The 19929-nt window shown below is 43.5% G+C and carries 19 protein-coding genes and 1 pseudogene; 6 read left to right on the forward strand and 14 right to left on the reverse strand.

The annotated features are described in order from the left end of the window. Positions 1 to 34 precede the first annotated feature (34 nt). The 8 genes from AM231_RS10090 to AM231_RS10125 form a co-directional block, all read right to left on the reverse strand. On the reverse strand, positions 35 to 1204 hold the full coding sequence (locus tag AM231_RS10090; RefSeq protein WP_054402495.1) for an ROK family transcriptional regulator: 1170 nt from the start codon (positions 1202 to 1204) through the stop codon (positions 35 to 37). A gap of 418 nt (positions 1205 to 1622) precedes the next feature. Further along, on the reverse strand, positions 1623 to 4214 hold the full coding sequence (locus tag AM231_RS10095) for an ABC transporter permease (protein ID WP_054402496.1): 2592 nt from the start codon (positions 4212 to 4214) through the stop codon (positions 1623 to 1625). Then, a complete protein-coding gene (locus tag AM231_RS10100) occupies positions 4214 to 4894 on the reverse strand; it encodes an ABC transporter ATP-binding protein (protein WP_054402497.1) in 681 nt (226 codons plus the stop codon). Before AM231_RS10100 ends, AM231_RS10095 begins: the two co-directional genes overlap by 1 nt. A 58-nt stretch (positions 4895 to 4952) precedes the next feature. Beyond that, a complete protein-coding gene (locus AM231_RS10105) occupies positions 4953 to 5921 on the reverse strand; it encodes a VanZ family protein (RefSeq protein ID WP_054402498.1) in 969 nt (322 codons plus the stop codon). 101 nt (positions 5922 to 6022) lie between these two features. Further along, entirely contained in the window at positions 6023 to 7030 is a 1008-nt protein-coding gene (locus AM231_RS10110; protein ID WP_054402499.1) for a sensor histidine kinase, read from the reverse strand. Beyond that, positions 7031 to 7714, reverse strand: coding sequence for a response regulator transcription factor (locus AM231_RS10115; RefSeq protein WP_054402500.1), 684 nt, complete (start codon positions 7712 to 7714; stop codon positions 7031 to 7033). A 39-nt stretch (positions 7715 to 7753) separates the two neighbouring features. After that, a complete protein-coding gene (locus tag AM231_RS10120; RefSeq protein ID WP_054402501.1) occupies positions 7754 to 8116 on the reverse strand; it encodes a hypothetical protein in 363 nt (120 codons plus the stop codon). Further along, positions 8113 to 9045: a LysR family transcriptional regulator gene (locus AM231_RS10125; protein ID WP_054402502.1), complete on the reverse strand. Its 933-nt coding sequence runs from the start codon at positions 9043 to 9045 to the stop codon at positions 8113 to 8115. The genes AM231_RS10120 and AM231_RS10125 overlap by 4 nt, the downstream gene beginning before the upstream one ends. A gap of 144 nt (positions 9046 to 9189) precedes the next feature. Here AM231_RS10125 and AM231_RS10130 point away from each other — a divergent pair, with 144 nt between their 5' ends. Continuing rightward, positions 9190 to 10209 (forward strand): alpha/beta fold hydrolase, encoded by a 1020-nt coding sequence (locus AM231_RS10130; protein ID WP_054402503.1) that lies wholly within the window; start codon positions 9190 to 9192, stop codon positions 10207 to 10209. Between the two features lie 149 nt (positions 10210 to 10358). On the opposite strand, the gene AM231_RS10135 is transcribed toward AM231_RS10130, so the two are convergent. From AM231_RS10135 to AM231_RS10150, 4 genes and pseudogenes are all read right to left on the reverse strand, one after another. Further along, complete coding sequence (locus AM231_RS10135) at positions 10359 to 11006, reverse strand: uridine kinase family protein (RefSeq protein WP_054402504.1); 648 nt, start codon at positions 11004 to 11006, stop codon at positions 10359 to 10361. Between the two features lie 265 nt (positions 11007 to 11271). Next, complete coding sequence (locus tag AM231_RS10140; RefSeq protein WP_054402505.1) at positions 11272 to 11850, reverse strand: dihydrofolate reductase family protein; 579 nt, start codon at positions 11848 to 11850, stop codon at positions 11272 to 11274. Between the two features lie 50 nt (positions 11851 to 11900). Next, a pseudogene (locus tag AM231_RS10145) lies at positions 11901 to 12371 on the reverse strand (SRPBCC family protein). Positions 12372 to 12390: 19 nt separating this feature from the next. Then, positions 12391 to 12765: an ArsR/SmtB family transcription factor gene (locus AM231_RS10150; RefSeq protein ID WP_207383558.1), complete on the reverse strand. Its 375-nt coding sequence runs from the start codon at positions 12763 to 12765 to the stop codon at positions 12391 to 12393. Positions 12766 to 13105: 340 nt separating this feature from the next. Here AM231_RS10150 and AM231_RS10155 point away from each other — a divergent pair, with 340 nt between their 5' ends. Next, positions 13106 to 14062: an ABC transporter ATP-binding protein gene (locus tag AM231_RS10155; RefSeq protein WP_207383559.1), complete on the forward strand. Its 957-nt coding sequence runs from the start codon at positions 13106 to 13108 to the stop codon at positions 14060 to 14062. Positions 14063 to 14064: 2 nt separating this feature from the next. After that, positions 14065 to 14898 carry an ABC transporter permease gene (locus tag AM231_RS10160; RefSeq protein WP_054402509.1) on the forward strand — a complete coding sequence of 278 codons (834 nt, stop codon included), beginning with the start codon at positions 14065 to 14067 and terminating at the stop codon, positions 14896 to 14898. A gap of 195 nt (positions 14899 to 15093) precedes the next feature. Here the strand turns inward: AM231_RS10160 and AM231_RS29915 are convergent, their stop codons facing one another. Together AM231_RS29915 and AM231_RS10170 are read right to left on the reverse strand one after the other, a co-directional pair. Continuing rightward, complete coding sequence (locus tag AM231_RS29915; protein ID WP_242615112.1) at positions 15094 to 16452, reverse strand: alpha/beta fold hydrolase; 1359 nt, start codon at positions 16450 to 16452, stop codon at positions 15094 to 15096. 105 nt (positions 16453 to 16557) lie between these two features. Next, the gene (locus AM231_RS10170; protein ID WP_053493209.1) at positions 16558 to 16878 is read right to left on the reverse strand and encodes an ArsR/SmtB family transcription factor; all 321 of its coding nucleotides are present in this window, start codon (positions 16876 to 16878) and stop codon (positions 16558 to 16560) included. 311 nt (positions 16879 to 17189) lie between these two features. On the opposite strand from AM231_RS10170, the gene AM231_RS10175 reads away from it, so the two are divergent. From AM231_RS10175 to AM231_RS10185, 3 genes are all read left to right on the forward strand, one after another. Continuing rightward, positions 17190 to 18002, forward strand: a complete 813-nt coding sequence (locus AM231_RS10175) for a class I SAM-dependent methyltransferase (protein WP_054402510.1) — start codon at positions 17190 to 17192, stop codon at positions 18000 to 18002. A 118-nt stretch (positions 18003 to 18120) separates the two neighbouring features. Then, positions 18121 to 18447: an ArsR/SmtB family transcription factor gene (locus AM231_RS10180; RefSeq protein WP_054402511.1), complete on the forward strand. Its 327-nt coding sequence runs from the start codon at positions 18121 to 18123 to the stop codon at positions 18445 to 18447. Between the two features lie 81 nt (positions 18448 to 18528). Beyond that, complete coding sequence (locus tag AM231_RS10185) at positions 18529 to 19824, forward strand: arsenic transporter (protein ID WP_054402512.1); 1296 nt, start codon at positions 18529 to 18531, stop codon at positions 19822 to 19824. The last annotated feature ends 105 nt before the right edge of the window (positions 19825 to 19929 follow it).

The following is a 19929-nucleotide window of genomic DNA, read 5'->3' on the forward strand; positions in this document are numbered from 1 at the left end:
CTCCTTTAGTTTTGATTCTATATTTACCGGGTTATTACAATTGCTTGTCTTTCAAGAATTGTAGGGTTGGATAGGAGTGATTTAATCCTAAAATCGCTATACCTTGTAAAGCCGAGTGATGCTGAAGCTTGGAAATTTCAATCGATACGTCCGTGACCTCTGTCGTATGAAGCTTTACTTTCCTCATGATGTGATCCAGTGATAAGGACTTAGTCACTCCGCCCATCAGTAAAATTTTTTCCGGGTTAATGAGGGCTATCATATTAAGAATCCCCATTGAGAGATGATCCTCGAACTTGTCAACAAGATACTTTGCCTGAAGATCGCCTTGCTTGGCTTGCTGGAACACCTCTTTTGCAGACATCTTTCTCTTGTATAGCTTAAAGGCCGCGTCCTCAATCCCCGAACCGGAGCATGACATTTCCAAATGTCCCTTTTCAGAAGGCGCATACATCTGGTCACGATGAACAACCATATAACCGATTTCGCCTGCGGCATTATGCGATCCTCGAATGACTTTACCGTCAATCATCATGGCCGACCCGAGTCCGGTACCGATTCCGATCAGCACGGCTGAATCCAGATCCTTAAAGGCGCCAGAATACATTTCACCAACGAGCGCGGCGCGTACATCATTCTCGATAGTAACTGGTACTTGAAATACTTCTCTAAAATATTGTCCCAAGTGAATGTTCTTCCATTCGGGCAAGTTAGGGGAGCCTTCGAGAACTATGCCCGTAGCCTGATCCACAATGCCGGGAGTCGCAATGCTAATAAACGAAAGCCGTTCGATCGGGTGCCCTGATTGTTGAATGAAATGTTTCAAATCGGCAGTCATTCGCTCCAGGAATTCATTGCTTGTCTCCAGATCATAAGTCGGAACCGTCTGCTCAAAGAAACACTCACCCGCTAAGTTAAACATGCCCAGATGAATCGTCGTTCCGCCTAAATCTATAGCAATGCCATAAGACGCATTTTTTGAAAAATGCAAGTTGGTTCCACGCTTGCTTGCATCAGCGTCATCCTTTTCATCGTAGATGAGGTTCTCATCGATCAATTCTTTGACGATCTCTGATATTGTTGCTTTGGTAATGCCGGAATGCTTCGCGATTTCAGAGCGTGGTAAAGGTCCCAGGTCTTTGATGATATTCAAGACGATTTCTTTGTTCATCTTGCGTATCGTGCTTGGTAAATTAACATTCATTAGAGTTAGTCACCTTACTTTCTTACTATGATTTATAAGTTTTTAAGTTTATATTATAAACTTAAATGAGATAAAAATAAGAATAAAGTTTTCTATTACGTATAAAACTAAATTATTATTGCGATTTAAGTTTATAATACATCCTTAATGTAAGCGGAGTCAACTGTTATATTATCCAATTTCGGAATGATGCGTAGGCTCTCCCACCACGAAACTTATTATGCAGCCCGCTAAGCAAAAAAGAACCGTATCCAGGATAACCCTGTATACGGCTCTCTTCCATCATGTATACTTACTGCCGATATTGATCAATATTAGACAATCATCTATCGGATGCCCAAAGACATTCCTAGCTCTGGATTACATTAGTACACCCGTTCTTTATTGCAAACCATCTGTCTCATGTGTAAGCAGTTGCCTATATGTTCTCCTGCTTTAATGCATCAATGATGTTTTCCTTCTTTACTTTAGCACCTGAGAAAACAATCGCTGAACCAACTATAACAAATACGGCAACAATGACAGAAAGAATGCTCATCCAAGGTAGAGTAAAGCCGTAGCTAAACTTGTTCGCAAACGCTCTATAGATCAGAACCATCACGGCGAAACTAAGAGGAAGTCCGAACAACAGCGAATTGGCTCCATAAAAAACACTTTCATAGTTGAGCATTTTCGTAAAGCCTTTTGGCGTCATGCCAACGGATTTCAACATCGCAAATTCTCGTTTTCGAAGGGATAAGCCCGTCGAGATCGTATTAAAAATGTTCGCTATGGCAATTGCAGAGATTAATATGATAAAACCGTAAGAAAAGACGGACATCATTAGAATCTGTTGCTCTTCGCTTTTTCTGGATTGATATACATTATAGACATTCAGATTGGTCTCATACATTTCTTCGATTTGCTGCTGTGTTCTCATCGGTTCTGTACTTTTCAAATGGAGGAATGCCTGGACGTTAGCTTGCTCCTCTTGGTCTGCCAGACGATCCATGACGCGTTCCGACACGATCATATTTAACCCCCCTAAGCCTGCCGGGCTCACCCCCATCGGAGCTTGATCCGTCAACGCGGCAACGGTTACTTTGTTTACCTTCGTTTCTTCCGCATTTTCTATATAGCTATTCGTTAATTCGATACTTTGACCGACATTCGTATACATGGCCTTCGTCTGTACATACTTCCCTGTGTCCATATCTTGGTAATGAGTCGTATATATGACAATAGCGGCGAGAAGATCCGGATCCGTAAGATGTTCATAATTTGCACCCACCGCTTTGGCATAGGCTTGCAAACTCAAATCGTTTAAAGCATGAAGCTTAATATCGTAACGATACTTTCCGTCTTGCAGTAAACTCTTATCCTTCTTAACCATCTCTTGCAATTCATCGGCGATGAACGCTTCATCGATCCAAGCGTTCTTATACAACTCTTGAACCACATTGTATTCCGTTACGCCATCTAGAGATACAATCGATTGCAACAACGGGTCGTCTATTCTCTTTCCATTGCTGTACGACACTTCAATATCGTAATTGACGCCTTCCCGTGACAGTTCCAGGGATTGTTTCATGCTGGCGGTAAAGAACGATACCGTCAAAAACAAAACGATGCTGATAACGAGCGAAAAAAGAATAGCATGATATCGTCGTTTGTTCCTTTTTAAGTTTTTCAATCCGATTTCTGCTTCGATACCGAATAGCTTGCGGATGAACTTCGACGTTTTCACAGCATTGGCCGTAAGCTTTACGTCGGTTGTTTGACGAATCGCGTCCATAGCGGAAACCTTGGATGCTTTGATCGCCGGGAGATACGCCGAAATGAAAATCGTCATCATCGAAACCACACAGGCAATCAGTAGCGATAACGGCGTGACGATGACTGTCAGCTTTTCACTGGTCCATAATGCTCCTTGGATCATGGTATTCATGAACCAAAACGTAATCCCTATCCCGGCAAGACCGCATAGGATGCCAATGGGAATGCTGATCAAGCCAATGACGACACCTTCAAAAAGCACGGAATTTCGCTTCTGCTTTTTCGTAGCTCCTACGCTCGCAAGCATTCCTAAATGGCGGGAACGTTCAGAGACGGATATTGCAAAAGCGTTATAGATTAGCGAAATCGAACCGATCATAATGATCGCCATCAGGATTGCCGATAAGGAGTACATCATGCTTTGCGAAGCACCACTTTTAGATAAGCCGTAATAATGCAGCAAATCGTTATTATATTGGACCGACGCAATATCGTTATTCTTAGCCAAATTTTCTGCATGGACAAACAAGGACGGATTGATTTTCTGTAAGACCACCGCCGCATTGACTCGATCGTTTGCCCCGATGATGTTTTCATCGATATAACTAATAATCGTATAACCCGGAGCCCAAGCTGTTTCCCATACAGGACGCTTAATGAAGCCGACCACCGTATAATCCCTTGTCTTGATATGCTGCAACGTTTCGGTCAATGTACCATCTTCCCTACGCAGCGGTTCAGTCTGATCAAGAGGATGATCGCTCCCTTGTTCGATTCGTTCGCCGACGCGAAGGGATATATGATCGCCGATTTCGTAATTCACTTTGGCGTTCGTTGCAACGGGTTCGGAAATAACAACTTCCTTATTCGTTTGCGGAAGACGCCCCTTGCTTAGTTCAATCTGAAATTGAGTGAAACCTAGTGCATCATATTCTTTGATGAATAAATACGGTTTATTGGGATTTTGTCCCCCTTCTAAAGGGGCGTAGCCAAGATCTCTTGTGATCGCAACGGTCTTAGTCCTATCATCGCCTTGTATCGCATCAAGCTGTTCTTTGGTTACACCTTGATATTGGACATGCCACTCTCCTCTATCCGCGATGGTTTGCCTAATCATTAGATCGGAAAAGGAAAAAGCAAGCGTAGCGACAGCGGTTACCATGGCAACCGAAATGATGACGCCGATGATGGTGACAAGCGTACGTTTCTTGTTTTGTTTTAAATTTCGGATAGTGAGTTTGTAGACAATATTCATCAACGGATCACCTCGTCTTTGGCGATTCTCCCGTCTTCAATGGAAATGATCCTGTCGGCCTGTAAAGCGATTCGTTCGTCGTGCGTGATGACAATCAGTGTCTGACGATAGGTTTTATTCAACATTTTCAGCAAGTCGATGATCTCGCTGCTATTTCTACTGTCCAAATTACCGGTCGGCTCGTCTGCCAGCATGATGGCTGGGTTGCTGATGATCGCTCTACCGATCGAAACTCTCTGCTGCTGTCCACCGGATAACTGATTAGGCAAATGGTTTAAGCGGTGCTCCAAATTTAACGTCTTAACGAGCCCATCGAACTGCTTCTTATCTTCCTGTTGGTTGTCCAGCAAAAGCGGCAGCGTCATGTTCTCTTTCACCGTTAAGGTGGGAATCAGATTAAAAAACTGGTAGATCAGTCCGATTTGTCGCCGCCGGAAAATAGCCAGACGCGTTTCGTCCAACGCATAGATGTCCGTATTCTCTACGAGAACCTTGCCGCTTGACGGTCGATCCACGCCGCCCAGCAGATGAAGAAGGGTCGATTTCCCTGATCCGGATGGTCCGATAATCGCAACGAATTCGCCTTTTTGAACCGTAAATGAAACGTCGTCAAGCGCCTTAACCGCCGATTCACCAGTGCCGTAAATTTTAGAAAGATGCTCGATTTTTAAAATTTCCATGGCCGTACCTCCTAAAAGTTTTGTGAGCGTTACTTCTTGGATCGACTTCGTACAAAGCTCACTTCGGAAGCATCGGCTCTCCAGTTGCTAAATTCCAGCTATATACCATCTCTCTAAATCCTACATCCCACAGGGTTACATTTCCCTCAATGGTTATCGTAAGCTCATTGGCCTTAGGGAGATAAATCAAGCTCATATCCGGCTCATGGCGCCCGGCTTCTACCGATACGGTCAGGAACTCATGCCCATCGGCAGTAACCCTAATGCTGCCTTGGGAATCCTTTTGATCAGGAATTCCATAATTCAAGAAGAGGTATACCTCCTTCTTATTGCCTAACGAATACATATACGTTTCCTTGTTTTTACCTTCGGTGCTATACACATTATATTGGGGTTCCACGTCTTGACCGCCAACCTTAAAACTGGAGGGTTTGGTTCCCGTTGATGGATTCCCAGTACTATCCCTTAAATCGTTTATCGCTACAAAGGGGCCCATTTCTTTGGTAAACGTGTGGTCAACCACCCCAAAGATCCCCCACACCCCGAGCATCAAGATAACGCTGGAAATACCCGTAGCAACAATATTTCTCCTGATGTTTCTCGTGCGAAAACCAAGTTTGTATGCCCCGAATCCGATGGCTGCACCCAATGAGTTCTGTATGACGTCGTTCATGTCGAAGCTGCCGAGGAAAGTTAGTGCCTGAATCGTCTCCAGCATGAGAATGGACAGGATGAACGAAGTCATAAAGCGAACAAAGCTGGTCCGATATAACAACGGAATCAATATGCCAAATGGGATAAAGGCTGCAATGTTCCCGAAACCCACAAGATCCATCAATGTAGGATGCAGAAGGTCGGACAGACCTGGCAATCTAAAAAAATCTTCCGGTAAAAAAATAAATGTGTACCCGGTATTATGATCAATCTTTCCTACTCTACCAAAAGCGAAAAACAAAAAATAAAGAATAAACAGGGTGTAGAATATCGTGATGGCAAAAATAATCTTACGCTGCTGCTTCAATTGCATTGCCTTACCTCCATCGTTCATCTGATGAATATCATTTTATCTGTCTAAAATGACTTTCAAGTGACGATGGAGGTGACAATTCAGTCACTTTAGGAGTAACTCTATATCACATGCTTATAAAATTTAATCCGAAACTGCGTACCCTTCTCATTGTCGCTCGTCACATCAATCACGCCATTCTGGCTGGCAATGATGCTGTGAGCCAACGCAAGCCCTATGCCGATGCTCCCTTCGCTGGCATTCTTGCCTTTGTAGAAGCGTTTGAAAATATAAGGCAAATCCTCTTTGGGAATGCCTTTTCCGTTGTCAGCAATAATGATTTCCGTAAATAATGCGTTTTCGGAAAATGCGATGGCGATCGCTCCGCCTTCAGGCGTATGCTCCACGTCGTTCTTCAAAATATTGATAACCGCTTCAGCAGTCCAATTGAAGTCTCCGATAAAAGTGACGTTGTCATCGCCATTGATGGAAACCGTCTGTCCCTTAATATCCATCGGAATCATAACCGGCTCTAATGCCTTTTGGATAAGGTTTTTCACGGGGATTCGATCTTTTTTGAATTGGATGGTCTTTGCGTCCATTTTCGATAGCTTTAGTAAAGAGGAAACAAGCCAATCGATCCGTTCAAGCTGGATGCGAAGATGATGGGTAAACTCCGTTCTTTTAACCTGAGGCAGGTCAGAGGCGCTTAGCAGATCCGCCATGACGGTCATGGAGGTGAGCGGCGTTTTGAGCTGATGCGAGATATCGGAGATAGCATCCGTCAGTTGAAGTTTGTCCCGCTGCAATAGCGACCGATGCTCCGATAACATACGCGTCACTTTGTAAATATCATTTTTTAAGATGCTAAGCTCGCCTTCCTGGTTATCGCGAAGATCAAGTGAAAGGGAATCATTGCCGTTGCTAATTTCCCGTAAGTACACAGACAGCTTTTCAAGCTCGCGGTATCTCCATCTGGTATGCATCATGCTGCTGCCAGTAAGCAAAATCGATAGCAAGAAAACGAGCACCGCAGAGACAGGAGAAATCATAAGAGCTGCAATAATCGCCGCTAGGCTGATTGAACCCATGACGAACAATAACATCTTAATTTCTCGATTGCGCAGCATCTAATCACCAACCTTATATCCAAGGCCGCGTACGGTTTTGATCAAAGTCGGTTGTCCTGGATCATCCTCCAGCTTTTCCCGCAGCCTTTTGATATACACGGTTAACGTATTGTCGTTCACGAAATCGCCGGCCACATCCCAAATTTGCTCTAGCAGCTGATTTCTGGAGAGCACTTGTCCAATATGATTGCCAAAGATCAGCAGCAATCGATATTCCAAGGCGGTGAGCGAAATCTCTGCATTGTTTTTAAAGACTTTCCCTACCAGCGTGTTTATACGGATATTGTCGATGTCTATGATGTTCTTGGCCTGGGACGGCTTTTGATATCTCCGCAAGACGGACTTGATCCGTGACAGAAGTTCACGAACTCGAAAAGGTTTTGTAATATAATCATCAGCTCCCATATCCAGCCCCATCACGACATTGACCTCATCGTCAACCACCGTTAAGAATATGACCGGAATGTCTCGCTGTTCCTTCACCATCTTGCACAATTCGTAGCCGCTACCGTCTGGAAGCTGTAAATCAAACAGGCATAAAGTGAACTGATCAATGCCTTCGGCAAGCACCTCTTTTGCAGATGCGACATCATGGCAAATAACGGTTGAATAGTGCTCTTGCTGCAGCGAATATTCCAGGCCGGACGCAATCGTTTTATCATCCTCAACTAACAAAATTTTCATCCACAGATCATCCTAACGTTAAAATTAATTGCAATATCTTTATTGGGTGTGGGCACCAAGAGCTTCAATAGCTGCTTCAATAGAAGCAATGCGTCTTTCAAGTAACGTCTTTTGTGGACTGCCATCTTTGACTTTTTCATACTGTTTTTCAACAGATGGAAGGATACCAATTAGAACATTTCGGGCTTCAAGGATATCTTCTGCCTCGTATGAAAAATCTGTTCCATGCCAAGCATTTTCCAGACGATCTAAGGCGATTTTTACTGCATCTCGTCGTTGCTTGGCGAGGGTTGTGCTTGATCCGTTCTCATTCATTTTAGTACAAGCATTCTCGAGTTTGCTTAAAGTTGACTGCATCGATTTTATCAATAATGCTTGGCATTCTGGGCTAACGGCTTTCATTTTTTCAATCCCACTTTTTTGTATTGTGCACCATTCTCCACTTCTACACCAATAACCTCCCTGGCTGCTTCTATGAAAGACGATATGATGGGCGAAAGCCACTTATCTTTATGCCATGACATTTGTGTGTAAACGTGCAAGTCCGGAATTATCCAAGGAAGAGCAACAAGTTCGCCCCGTTCAACTTCGGCTTCCGCAACGATTTCAGGAAGAAAGGCAATACCGATTTCCGAAATGGCACATTGTTTAATGGCCTCGGCACTTTGAAACTCTAAATACGTAATCGTGTCTATGCCCTCTTTCTCAAATCCCCGGTCGAACATGGTTCGATAAGGACAACCCTTTTCATTAGTCAGGAATACCTCTCCGTGAAAATCCTCCAGCTGCAATTCAGTTCTTTTCGCGAGGGAATGGTTTGGGGAGGCAAATAAACGGAAAGTTTCCTCCACCATCGGCTCAACTGCAAGTCCACTCGAACGAATGGGTTCGTCAAGTATAAAGACGACATCCGCGGCTCCCTCAAAGAGTGCTTGCTTGAGTTCTTGATTGGGAACGGAGCGAAAGATGAGACGCACTCCAGGATAGCGTGAACGAAAAAGTTGAAAGACAGCTGGAAGCCGATAAGCGCAAACAACCTCATTCGCACTGATCGTTAGGGTGCCGATAAGGTTTTCATTATCATGAACAACGCTGCGAGCTTCGTCCAGTTTGTCTAGAACACTTTGAATTTGAGTTAAAAAACGTCTACCCGCCGTTGTAAGAACGAGCTGCTTGCCCAAACGGTCAAAGAGGCGAACACCCAGCTCATCCTCCAATGCTTTTATTTGCATCGTGACGTTGGAGGGGACATAGTTCAGCACTTCTGCTGCCCGACTGAAGTTTAATGTTGATGCAACCGTGCGGAACGTAATCAGTTGGCGTAATTCCATCATACGGTCCCCCTTTATTATCAAAATAATTGAATACTACTGTTAATATCATTCACTTTTATTGAGAGTATCACAGATCTATACTAGCAACAAGAAATACATTTTCTTAATTAACGATTCATTTTGAAGGGAGAAATAAACATCATGAATTACGAGATTTTTGATTTGGGTGACGTAACATTACAATCAGGAGTGACGTTACCAAGAGCTTTTCTTGCTTATAAGACTTATGGACAATTGAACGAAAAGAAAGATAATGTCATCGTCTATCCAACTGCTTTCGGTGACCAGCATGTTCAGAATGAATGGTTAATAGGAAACGATATGGCATTAGATCCAGATCAATATTTCATTATCGTTCCAAATCTGCTGGGCAACGGATTATCTTCGTCTCCCAGTAACACACCTCCCCCATTCAATCAGGCGAATTTTCCACAGGTAACCATCTATGATAACGTTCAATTCCAGCATCGGCTGGTGACCGAGAAATTCGGCATTCAAAAGATTGCTCTTGTCGTTGGATGGTCCATGGGAGGCATTCAGGCATTCCAATGGGGGGCAAGTTATCCAGATATGGTAGAACGAATCGCCCCTTTTGCCGGAGTTGCCAAGACTTGGCCCCAAACGTACGTGGTCCTGGAAGGAATGAAAGCTCCGCTCATGGCTGCAGTCGGCTTCGATTCAAGTAAACTAAACACGTTGACTTCATCAGACATGCGCGCCGTTGGCCGCGTCTATGCTGGTTGGGGCGTTTCGCAGGCGTTTTATAGAGAGGAACTTTATCGAGATATGGGATTTGATTCATTGGCAGATTTTATGTCTGGGGTCTGGGAAGATAGCTTTATGAATATGGATCCGCACAATGTCCTGGCGATGTTATGGACTGGGCAAAATGCAGATATTAGTGCTAACCCCATCTATAACGGAGATTTTGATAAGGCGCTAGGAAGCATTAAAGCACATGCCTGCATTATGCCAGGCAGCACAGATCTCTTCTGCCCGGCAGATGATAACGAATACGAGGCTAAGCTTATGCCTAATGCTGTTTTTAATCCAATTAATTCGATCTGGGGCCATTTTGCCGGACGCGGAATTAATAGCACCGATAATCAATTTATTGATGATAACCTAAAAAGCTTGTTAGCGCTTAGTACGAACGCATAAATCATCATGAACAGGGTTATCCCGTCTGATCGTATTATGAGGTCACCAGAACTTACTGGTTGACCTCCTTTTTTAATTGCCAAATGGTTGACCCAAATAATAAAAAAGCCGCTTGTTATGCAGCCTTAATGATCTTTAGCATTGACATTCTATTTTGATATACCATCTCTTTCAACAATATAATTTTCATTGGAATTTTTTATAACATAATCAAAATTCCGATGATATGGATGCATAAATAAGTCATATTGAATTCTTCGCTGTTTATGAGATTTTCTTAAATTATCAATATCTTTTCCTCTTTCAGCGACATCACGTGTACTTCTTCTCATCAATTCGGTTTCCTCATCAGTATACAAGTAAATTTTCAAATCATATAAATTGGGATCTGTGAAGGCAACCGTCATGCCCTCCACTATATATATTTTATTATTGGCAGGAAGCAACAAGCTCACTGTATAGTTCGTACCTATCGTATATAAATCCAAACCGTCTCTCATCATCTGAATGTCTCTCTCTAAAGCGAGTACATTATGAGCAGCAGGATGACAAGCTGTCATTTTCTCTTGATGCTCTTCACCATTACATTCATAATTAATTAAAGTGTACTTCCTAAGATGTGAACCGATAATATAAGGATCTGTATTGATATAGTTCACATGGTCATGTCCCAGAAGGTTTATGAGATTATGAGCCAGCGTTGTCTTTCCAGATGCGCCATGACCCGAAATCCCAATGATAAACCTGTTCTCTTCCTCTCTAATTGAATTCGCTATCTGATGCAATATACGGTCCATAATAACCTCCAATTGCTTTATTGGTTTATTGGTTTATTGGTTTATTTCACTATCTTTCGTTCTATGCAATTTGTAATTATATTTTATACTATACTGTTAAGCTAATCTGTCACAACAATTATAATATATTGAATTCAGCTGATATCTATATGCAAAAGAACCTCCAACTCCACTGACTAAGTGGTGTTAAAGGTCCCCGGATTCATATAAAAGCCGCCGGTATGCATCAAGAAGATAAATCGTGGTCGCCGGCCTTAAATTCTGGTCACTTCATGACCTCATAACGAAGTCTCATGGAACCGCTCGTTTCATATCGTTTTGTAGCTATGAGCTTCAAATCGTTTCTAGCGGAGATGTTATCCAGGTATCTTTTACCGTTCCCGAGAACGACGGGGTGAACAATCATATTGATTTCATCCACGCATCCAGCGTTTAGTAGACTTTGCACAAGGCTAGCACTTCCCGGTACGATAATCGTGCCTTCAATGTTGTTCTTAAGCTCCGTCACACGTTCACGTAAGTCACCTGCCAGGAGTGAAATGGTATCGCCGTAATCCCCCCATTGCACTTCCGTTGCCTCGCGGTTACGCGTTGCTACATATTTGGGAGTTTTGTTCATAGCGTCGGCAAACTCTCCCTCTTCGAAAGGCCAATAGCTAGCAAGGCCTTCGTAATTAACCCTGCCCATCAAGATGGCATTAGCTTCCTGAAACATAATCAGATTGTCGGCGGTGGAGTCGATAATTCCGGGCATCGCCCAGCTCACCATATTATTCTCATCACCTTGCGGACCAGTGTAGATTCCATCCAGTGTACAACTAACCGAAGCGATTATTTTTCCCATTTGCTTCTCCTCGATTCTTATATTAGAATTCAACCAAATTTGCAGCTAGCTTATCTAATGACTGATTCATACCCGTGATAGCGTGTTTTAACATCTCTCCGACTGTCCATCCGAACTCCATAATCTTTAAGCTCTGTTCGTTCGCCCTTAGCAATGAATTCGATAACGAATTCGATATGTCTTGGAAAATCCGACGGGACACCCGCTTGAACCGGATCGATGGCGTTTCCATCTCGGTCGGATAAGTATGAAGAGAATTCAAGCCGCTTCATCGGAACGATTTTCTTATAGATACCCGCTGAATATGATTCCATCCCGCCTTGCGCTTCCGGTGCACGCATGCTGAATACGTATTTCCCGCCTTCGCGAAAATCGATCTAGCATCGAGGTGAGGTATAATGCGTCGGCCCCCACCATTTCATTACCAGCGTAGGATCCGTCCAAGCCTTCCAAACAAGTTCCACAGGATAATCATACTCTCGCGTAATGACAATATCTTGCTTGTTGGAACTTCCATCCATAGGAACGTTCTCCTCATCTTTAAGTTTGATTTTTAAGTTTTTCCATTTCGGCCTTCAATACAGCATCCAGCGCGTCCAGTCGGCTGCTCCAGCGCTGTTTCATGCTATGGAGCCAATCTTCCAATTCAGCCATTGATCCAGTGTTAATCCGATATATGCGCTGCTGTGCTTTTTTCTCCACATGCACCAAATTGGCTTCTCGAAGAATTTTCAAATGTTGGGATATAGCCTGAGGACTGATATGGAATTGGTTGTGAATGTCCGATGCAGGGTATCCATCATGGTCCGCCAACATCTCCAGTATTTTTCGTCTGGTAGGGTCAGCTAAAGCTGAGAATATATCTGCCGGCATATATCGTTTCGCTCCTCCTTTCTCTTCCTTTTCGGAACTCATCGTTTTATAGTTTGTTATTATTTGTAATTCTATAATAAATCATTTTCTTTATAAAGCAAATGCTTAATTAAGGATTTCGCTTAAAGATAACTTCGGTGTAGGTCTACACCTTGGATTCAGAATTCAGCATTCCGCGTCTCCGTCCCCAGACGGAGACAAAAACCATTCTGCCGCCCATTACTCCTTGGGAGAACAAATGATAGCTTTATATTAATGCCTGATTTACCGTATAGTATACTTAAGCACCATCCAGCAAAAGCAATATCAGTCAAAAAATACATACTCCTGGGCCCAGACACGAAAGCAGCATAAACATAGCACGAACAGAAAGGAGTTTAGAATGATGAAGCTGATCTACCAATTAGAGGACGTGAATAAAACGTATAAAAAAGGAAAGGTTGTTGCCAATCAAAATATAAGCTTCGACGTTCAACAAGGGGAAATTCTCGGTTTGCTTGGTCCGAATGGAGCTGGCAAATCTACCTTAATTAAGCAGATGGTAGGGCATCTTGCTCCCACTTCAGGTACGGTGTGCTATAAAGGAACCAGCGTACAGACCCAAACAAAGCGAGTGGCCCAGGAGGTGGCATACTATTCGCAAGAGCCCCACGCCCTGACCAGTTTAAAAACCTGGGAAGCTTTATATTTTACGGGCAGATTGCGGGGATTGACGAAGGAGTACGCCGTAAAACAAACAGAGGAATTGTTGGAACGCTTTGGAATGCAGGATCTCCGTCATAAGCTGCTGAAGAATGTTTCCGGCGGACAGAAACGTTTAATCGGGATCGGTACTTGCTTGATCGGCTTCTCCCCCGTCATGATTCTGGATGAACCCACCAATGAACTGGACCCCAAAAAGAGAAGGCTGGTATGGGATCTGATACAAGAACGCAATCGACAAGGAGTAACCATAATCCTGGTGACTCACAACGTGCTGGAAGCCGAACAGGTTGTGGACAGAGTAGCTGTTGTGAATCACGGCAAGCTACTGGCCATCGATCATGTAAGCGTCTTAAAACAACGGGTTGATCAGCGAATGAAGCTGGAAATTACGACCTCCTTAGGGGAAAGCGATTATGTTTGCCAAAGCTTAAGCGCGCTGGGACATTGGACGCAAACGGGAGAAAACCGAATCCGGGCACTTATCGAGAAGCAAAACGCCAGTTATGCGATTGACGTCCTGACCAATCAGCATTTACCGATTGAAGAATATTCCTTGGTCCCGCCGAATCTTGAAGATGTCTATTTTCACATTGATGACGAACAAGATAGGCCTGCCAAAGCGGAGGTGGTCTAAACATGGGAGAAATAAAACCAGCCATGCAAAATCAAGACTTGCAATTCCAAGACACAGTCTTTCTCCAAGGGCAGGAGCAGCAGAGCATAATTCAACGCAGAATTACAGAATGGTTGATCCTGGCCCGCATTCAATTCACGATCATCCGCGAGGCATGGGTTTGGATTTTCATCATGGCATGCATGTTTCCGTTAACAACGCTGCTGTTTCTCAAATTCTTTACGGTCGACCCGACGCCGGCTGTCATGACACGTATTATTACGGGGAACATGCTATTTGGCTTAATCGTCATGGGACTCAACTCCATGGCTCAAGAGATATCTTGGCAGAAGCATCAAGGTCACTTCACGTACTATTCATCCCTGCCAATCGCCAAGATCAACTTCATCTTCGCCAATCTGCTGCGAGGCTTGATTATGAGTGTACCGTCTTTTATTATTTTAGCGATGATTGGTCAACTTGCTTACGGCATTCAATTCCACTACAGCTGGGGACTTGTCCCCGTACTGCTGCTCACCGTTTTCAGCGTGGTTGGCGTAGGTGTACTGATCGGCTTCTGGTCGCCTAGCCATCAATTGACGAATATGCTCGTTCAGGCGTTGATGATGTTCGTCTCGTTTTTGACGCCAGTTATGGTGGATATGAATCAATTGCCTACGATCCTGCAGTGGTTCTCTTATATCTTTCCTACCACCTACGCCGCCGATGCCATGCGGGAGGTATTGATTTCGGGCTGGTCCCCGTCTGTCGCTTGGAACACGCTTGTACTCTTGCTTTTCTCGTTGATTTCCATCGTCTTGATTCTGAAAAAAGTGGACTGGCGTGTAGAACAGTAGAAGCACTGAACTAGCCAATGCTGCTGTTGACTTCTTGGCTGGCGAACAGTCCGCGGATTCTGGCCAAAGGCGCATTATTAAAATTTCAATAGCACCCTTCTTCACATATAAGTTTCGTCTTACTTCGGCCATAATCTAAGGGCACCCGAATGGGTGCCCTTAGATTTTCACAGCTTCCTGTCTTAAAGTGAACAATCACGAGTCGGCGAAGGACCTAGACAGATATGCCAGTTTACCGCTTTCAAAATCGGCTACAGCCTTCGCCAGTACATCAGGTGCCATTACAACAGCAGAATGGTCTTGACCTGACAGCGTATGAAATTCGGCGTTAGGTAAGAGCTTGACAAGCGCATGTGCTGCGTCATGAAAGAGAGGCTCGCTGTTTTCACCAGTCATGATTAACGTTGGAGCTTGTATAATCCATCTGCTGTCTGGTAGCGGTTTGCCTGACTGAGTGGTACCCATAATCAGGCCATCATATGCAAGGGTGTGTGCCAAGGTCTCCATCTTATTCCAAGAAGGATCGGCTTTCATGTATTCGATGAATTCTGCTGGAATGCCCAAAGCCTCGGATGCGAAGTATTCAGCTGCTTCAGATCTCTTGCCGTCATCAATCAGAGAATTCAAATGTTGGACATAGTCAACAGGCACTGGCTTGCGGCTGTCATTAATAATAAACGGCGGTTCATATAAATAGAGCTTCGCTATTTGATCCCCCAGCAAGTTTGCCGCCTCAAGTGCCAATACAGCTCCAGACGAACTTCCAAACAGGCAAGCTTTGCCACCAGCGGCTTCAATCAGAGCCTCGATATCTTCGACTTCTCTCTTGACGTCATAAGGCGCGGTATCTGAACTTTGTCCTCGTCCACGGCGATCATAATTATAGACAGTGAATTGAGCTGTCAAATGCTCAGCCAATTGAGACGCCTCCAGATGGTCTGCTGCTGCCGAAGAAACGATGATGAGTGCAGGACCACTCCCTTGTTTTTTATAGGCAATCTGTGTTCCATCCTTTGAAATAACTGTATCCATAGTGCCCTCCTTTAAAGATTCCAAATAGTCTTCCAGTCGGTCATACGCATCGGTATATCCTTCGATCATTCCCATGGCTTCTGCACTATCCAGTTGTTCGCTGGTTGCGAATCGCGTCATGATGCTAATCCGTGTTCCTAAGGCAGCTTCTACAAAGTGAACGGTCGTGAACATTTCACTGTCCTGTACGATATTCCAGTCACTGTCTGCGAATGAGTCAATATAGACGAGTTTATGAGGTGCCTCAACTTCTTCATAAATAGCTCTACAGTATGTCTCTTCGCCGCACTTGGATTCTCCACCGCTGTTGTGATCCGCCTTCAGACTATACCTCCAAACGCCGCCTTGTCTTACATCCATTTCATAAACAGTTGTCGTCCATCCTTTTGGACCCCACCATTTGGTGATATGATTTGGATCGGTCCAGCCTTCCCAAGCAAGCTGTGCTGGCATAGCCACGGTACGTTCAACGATGAGTTCTCTACGTTCACGATTTTTATGAATGGTTGTTTTTCTTTTCATCTGCATTTATCCTTCTCAGATAATAATGTTCAAGTGCCTCCAGTCTTTGGTTCCAGACATTCCGATAATTGAGAATGTAACTAGCCATAAAACTGTTAATGCCTGTCATAGTTCCTCCTTTTTCTTGTAGTCCAGCATATACGTCTCAAATTGATCAAAACGCTCTTCCCACAGAACGCTAAATGAATCAAACCATTCATCCAGCTCCTGAAAAGGTCCGGCTTCGAGGCTGTATATTCTCAGCTGCGCTTCCCTGCGGGAGCTAACAATCCCGACCTCGCTTAAAATGCGCAAATGACGAGATACGTGCGGCTGGCTAATACCTAGGGCTTGGACGATATCTCCTACTGACTTTGGTCCTTTTTTGAGCAGTTCAACAATGTTGAACCGATTAGGCTCAGCAAGAGTGAGTAATGTTCTTTGCATAACTAATGTGTTCATGTGTTTAATATATACCAATGTGTATATACATGTCAATATATATAAATTCATAAAAAATATCATTCACCCGCATGTTCTGTCTTCAACTTACATTCCTATGATGGAATTATCATGTCTTCAGATTAAAATCAGGGATAGAAAGAAGATCAGGTGGATTTGTTCATTGAATAATGGTACATTATTTGAAATCTATGACGACAGATTATTCTTCTTTTATCTCTATTAGTAGAATAAAGTGCAATTCGGGATATACGTTTGTGCCTTTAAACTACTTTATATTTTGGGAGGTCGCTCATATGGACAAGGGTTCTGCATTCAGTACAAACATTATTGGTGCTGGCGAGGTTGGCAGCGTAATCTCGGTCGATATGGACAAAAATGATGTTCATAAAACAAACAGCTACTATTGGGATACATACGGAAATGACTTCTTGGGGGCAATCGTACTACCTTTTTACGGATCGTTTGTTTCAGAAGAAAAATGCCAGCTTTTTGGCGATGTCTCTGGGAAAAAAATGCTGGAAATCGGCTGCGGAAACGGTCAATCCTTACAATATCATGGGGAACGCCAAGCATCCGAACTATGGGCTGTAGATATATCAGAACAACAAATTGAGAAGGCAGCTCAGCATTTGAAGACATGTGGACTTTCTGCAAATTTGATCTGTTCTCCTATGGAAGAAGAATGCGGCATTCCCACCGATTATTTTGACTTTGTATATTCAATTTACGCCATCGGCTGGACCACCGACCTTGAGGGTACTTTTCGTCGGATCGCTTCTTACCTTAAACAAGACGGAGTTTTTATATTCAGCTGGTCTCACCCTATACATAAATGTGTGGTTGCGGAAAATGATATGCTTGCCTTCAAAAAATGTTATTTCGATGAATCTTGGTACTCGGTTTCTCTTGAAAAAGGTGAACTATCATTATCTGATCGCAAACTGTCAACCTATGTAAATGCTTTGGCCAAGGCGGGATTTATCATTGAGGAAATGATTGAAGAATCTGATGAAGACATAATTCAGTCGCGGAATGATGACAGCGATTTTGCTAAAAAAGCAAAGATGCTACCAGTTACTTTTGTAATCAAAGCTAGAAAACTGTAGTGCCCCCTTCCATTGCATTGACTATATTCATGATCAGGTGAGTTGTTGCAATTGATTTATAACAAATATCAGATTATTATATAATCATTCACTTATATAATTGTAAGGAGGAAACGATATGGAGCAGATCCAAGAAATGGCGGACAAGCTGAAGCTATTAAGCGACGGTACTCGACTGACGATCTTAGCGTTGCTGAGGGAACGGGAGTATTGCGTATGTGAGCTCGTTGATATCCTTGAGATTTCTCAACCGGGCGTAAGCCAGCATTTACGGAAATTGAAATCCTATGGCCTTGTAAAGGAAGATAAACGCGGCCAATGGGTGTATTATTCGTTGAATGTTGATGATCAACCATATATTAAGTCCGTACTCGAATATACGCCTAATTCGAAAGCCATCTTGACTGCAATGAACAAGGAAGAAATAACTTCGGTTTGTAAATAAGTTATTTCTTGTCCCTTATATATAAGTGAATAATTATATACTGATTTAAGTTAATCCACATTGCACGGTTCGGAGGTCGACATGGTAACTGTTGTTTTAGCATGTATTATTTTTGTACTCACACTAACTCTCGTCATCTGGCAGCCAAAAAATCTATCGATTGGATGGTCAGCTTGCGGAGGTGCCATCCTTGCGTTGCTCGTAGGAGTTGTTCATATACAAGATGTATGGGATGTTACCCTAATGGTCTGGAATGCCACCTTAGCTTTCATTGCGATTATCATTATTTCGCTAATTCTAGACAAGATTGGATTGTTTGAATGGGCTGCTTTACATGTGGCACGAGCTGCTCATGGAAACGGCATCCGTTTGTTTGTTTACGTTAGTATTCTGGGCGCTATTGTTTCCGCCTTTTTTGCCAATGATGGTGCGGCACTTATTTTGACACCGATTGTGCTGGCTATGGTAAGGGCGCTTCATTTCGATGAGAAAAAGGTATTCCCTTTTATTATCGCGAGTGGTTTTATAGCAGACACTACCTCTCTTCCGCTCGTTATAAGCAACTTGGTTAATATCGTGTCCGCTGATTTCTTTGGGATCGGATTCGCGGAATATGCTAGTCGCATGATAATACCGAATTTATTTTCTCTGGCCATCAGCGTCTTGGTTCTGTACTTCTTTTTCCGAAAAAGTATTCCGCGCCAATTTGAAGACAAGCGCCTGAAGAATCCTGACGATGCAATCAAGGACCCCGTAATGTTCCGTATTTCCTGGTATGTTCTGACGGTACTATTGCTCGGGTACTTTATTAGCGAATTTCTAAATATTCCAGTATCCGTCATTGTCGGATTTGTAGCTATTATATTTCTTCTAATTGCTAATAGAAGCCGTTCTGTCCCAACTGAAGAGGTTCTCAAAGGAGCGCCCTGGTCGATTGTCTTTTTCTCTATTGGCATGTATGTCGTGGTATATGGACTTCGAAATGCGGGGCTTACAGACTTACTCGCCCAGGTCATACAAACTGTTGCAGACCAAGGAATGTTTGTGGCCACAATGGGCATGGGCTTCATTGCTGCGATCCTATCATCCATCATGAACAATATGCCTACCGTTATGATTGATGCGCTGGCCATCGATGCCACCCGAACCTCTGGAGCGATCCGAGAAGCATTAATCTACGCCAATATTATTGGTTCGGATCTGGGACCTAAAATAACGCCTATCGGCTCATTGGCAACCTTGCTTTGGCTTCATGTACTTGCAACCAAAGGAGTCAGAATTTCTTGGGGGAGATACTTTAGAACGGGATTAATTCTCACGATTCCCACGTTATTTATTACTTTGCTTGGGCTGTATCTATGGTTATCTGCCTTGTAGTTTAGAAATATCAAAAAGAACAAGCCGACAATCCTGAAGTGACCCCCAAAAGTTAGACACGGTTATTTCATTAGGCAGCTTTCTCAAAATGAGTTCGGTACTGTA

The sequence above is a fragment of the Paenibacillus solani genome (assembly GCF_001277345.1).
Taxonomy (GTDB): domain Bacteria; phylum Bacillota; class Bacilli; order Paenibacillales; family Paenibacillaceae; genus Paenibacillus_AQ; species Paenibacillus_AQ solani.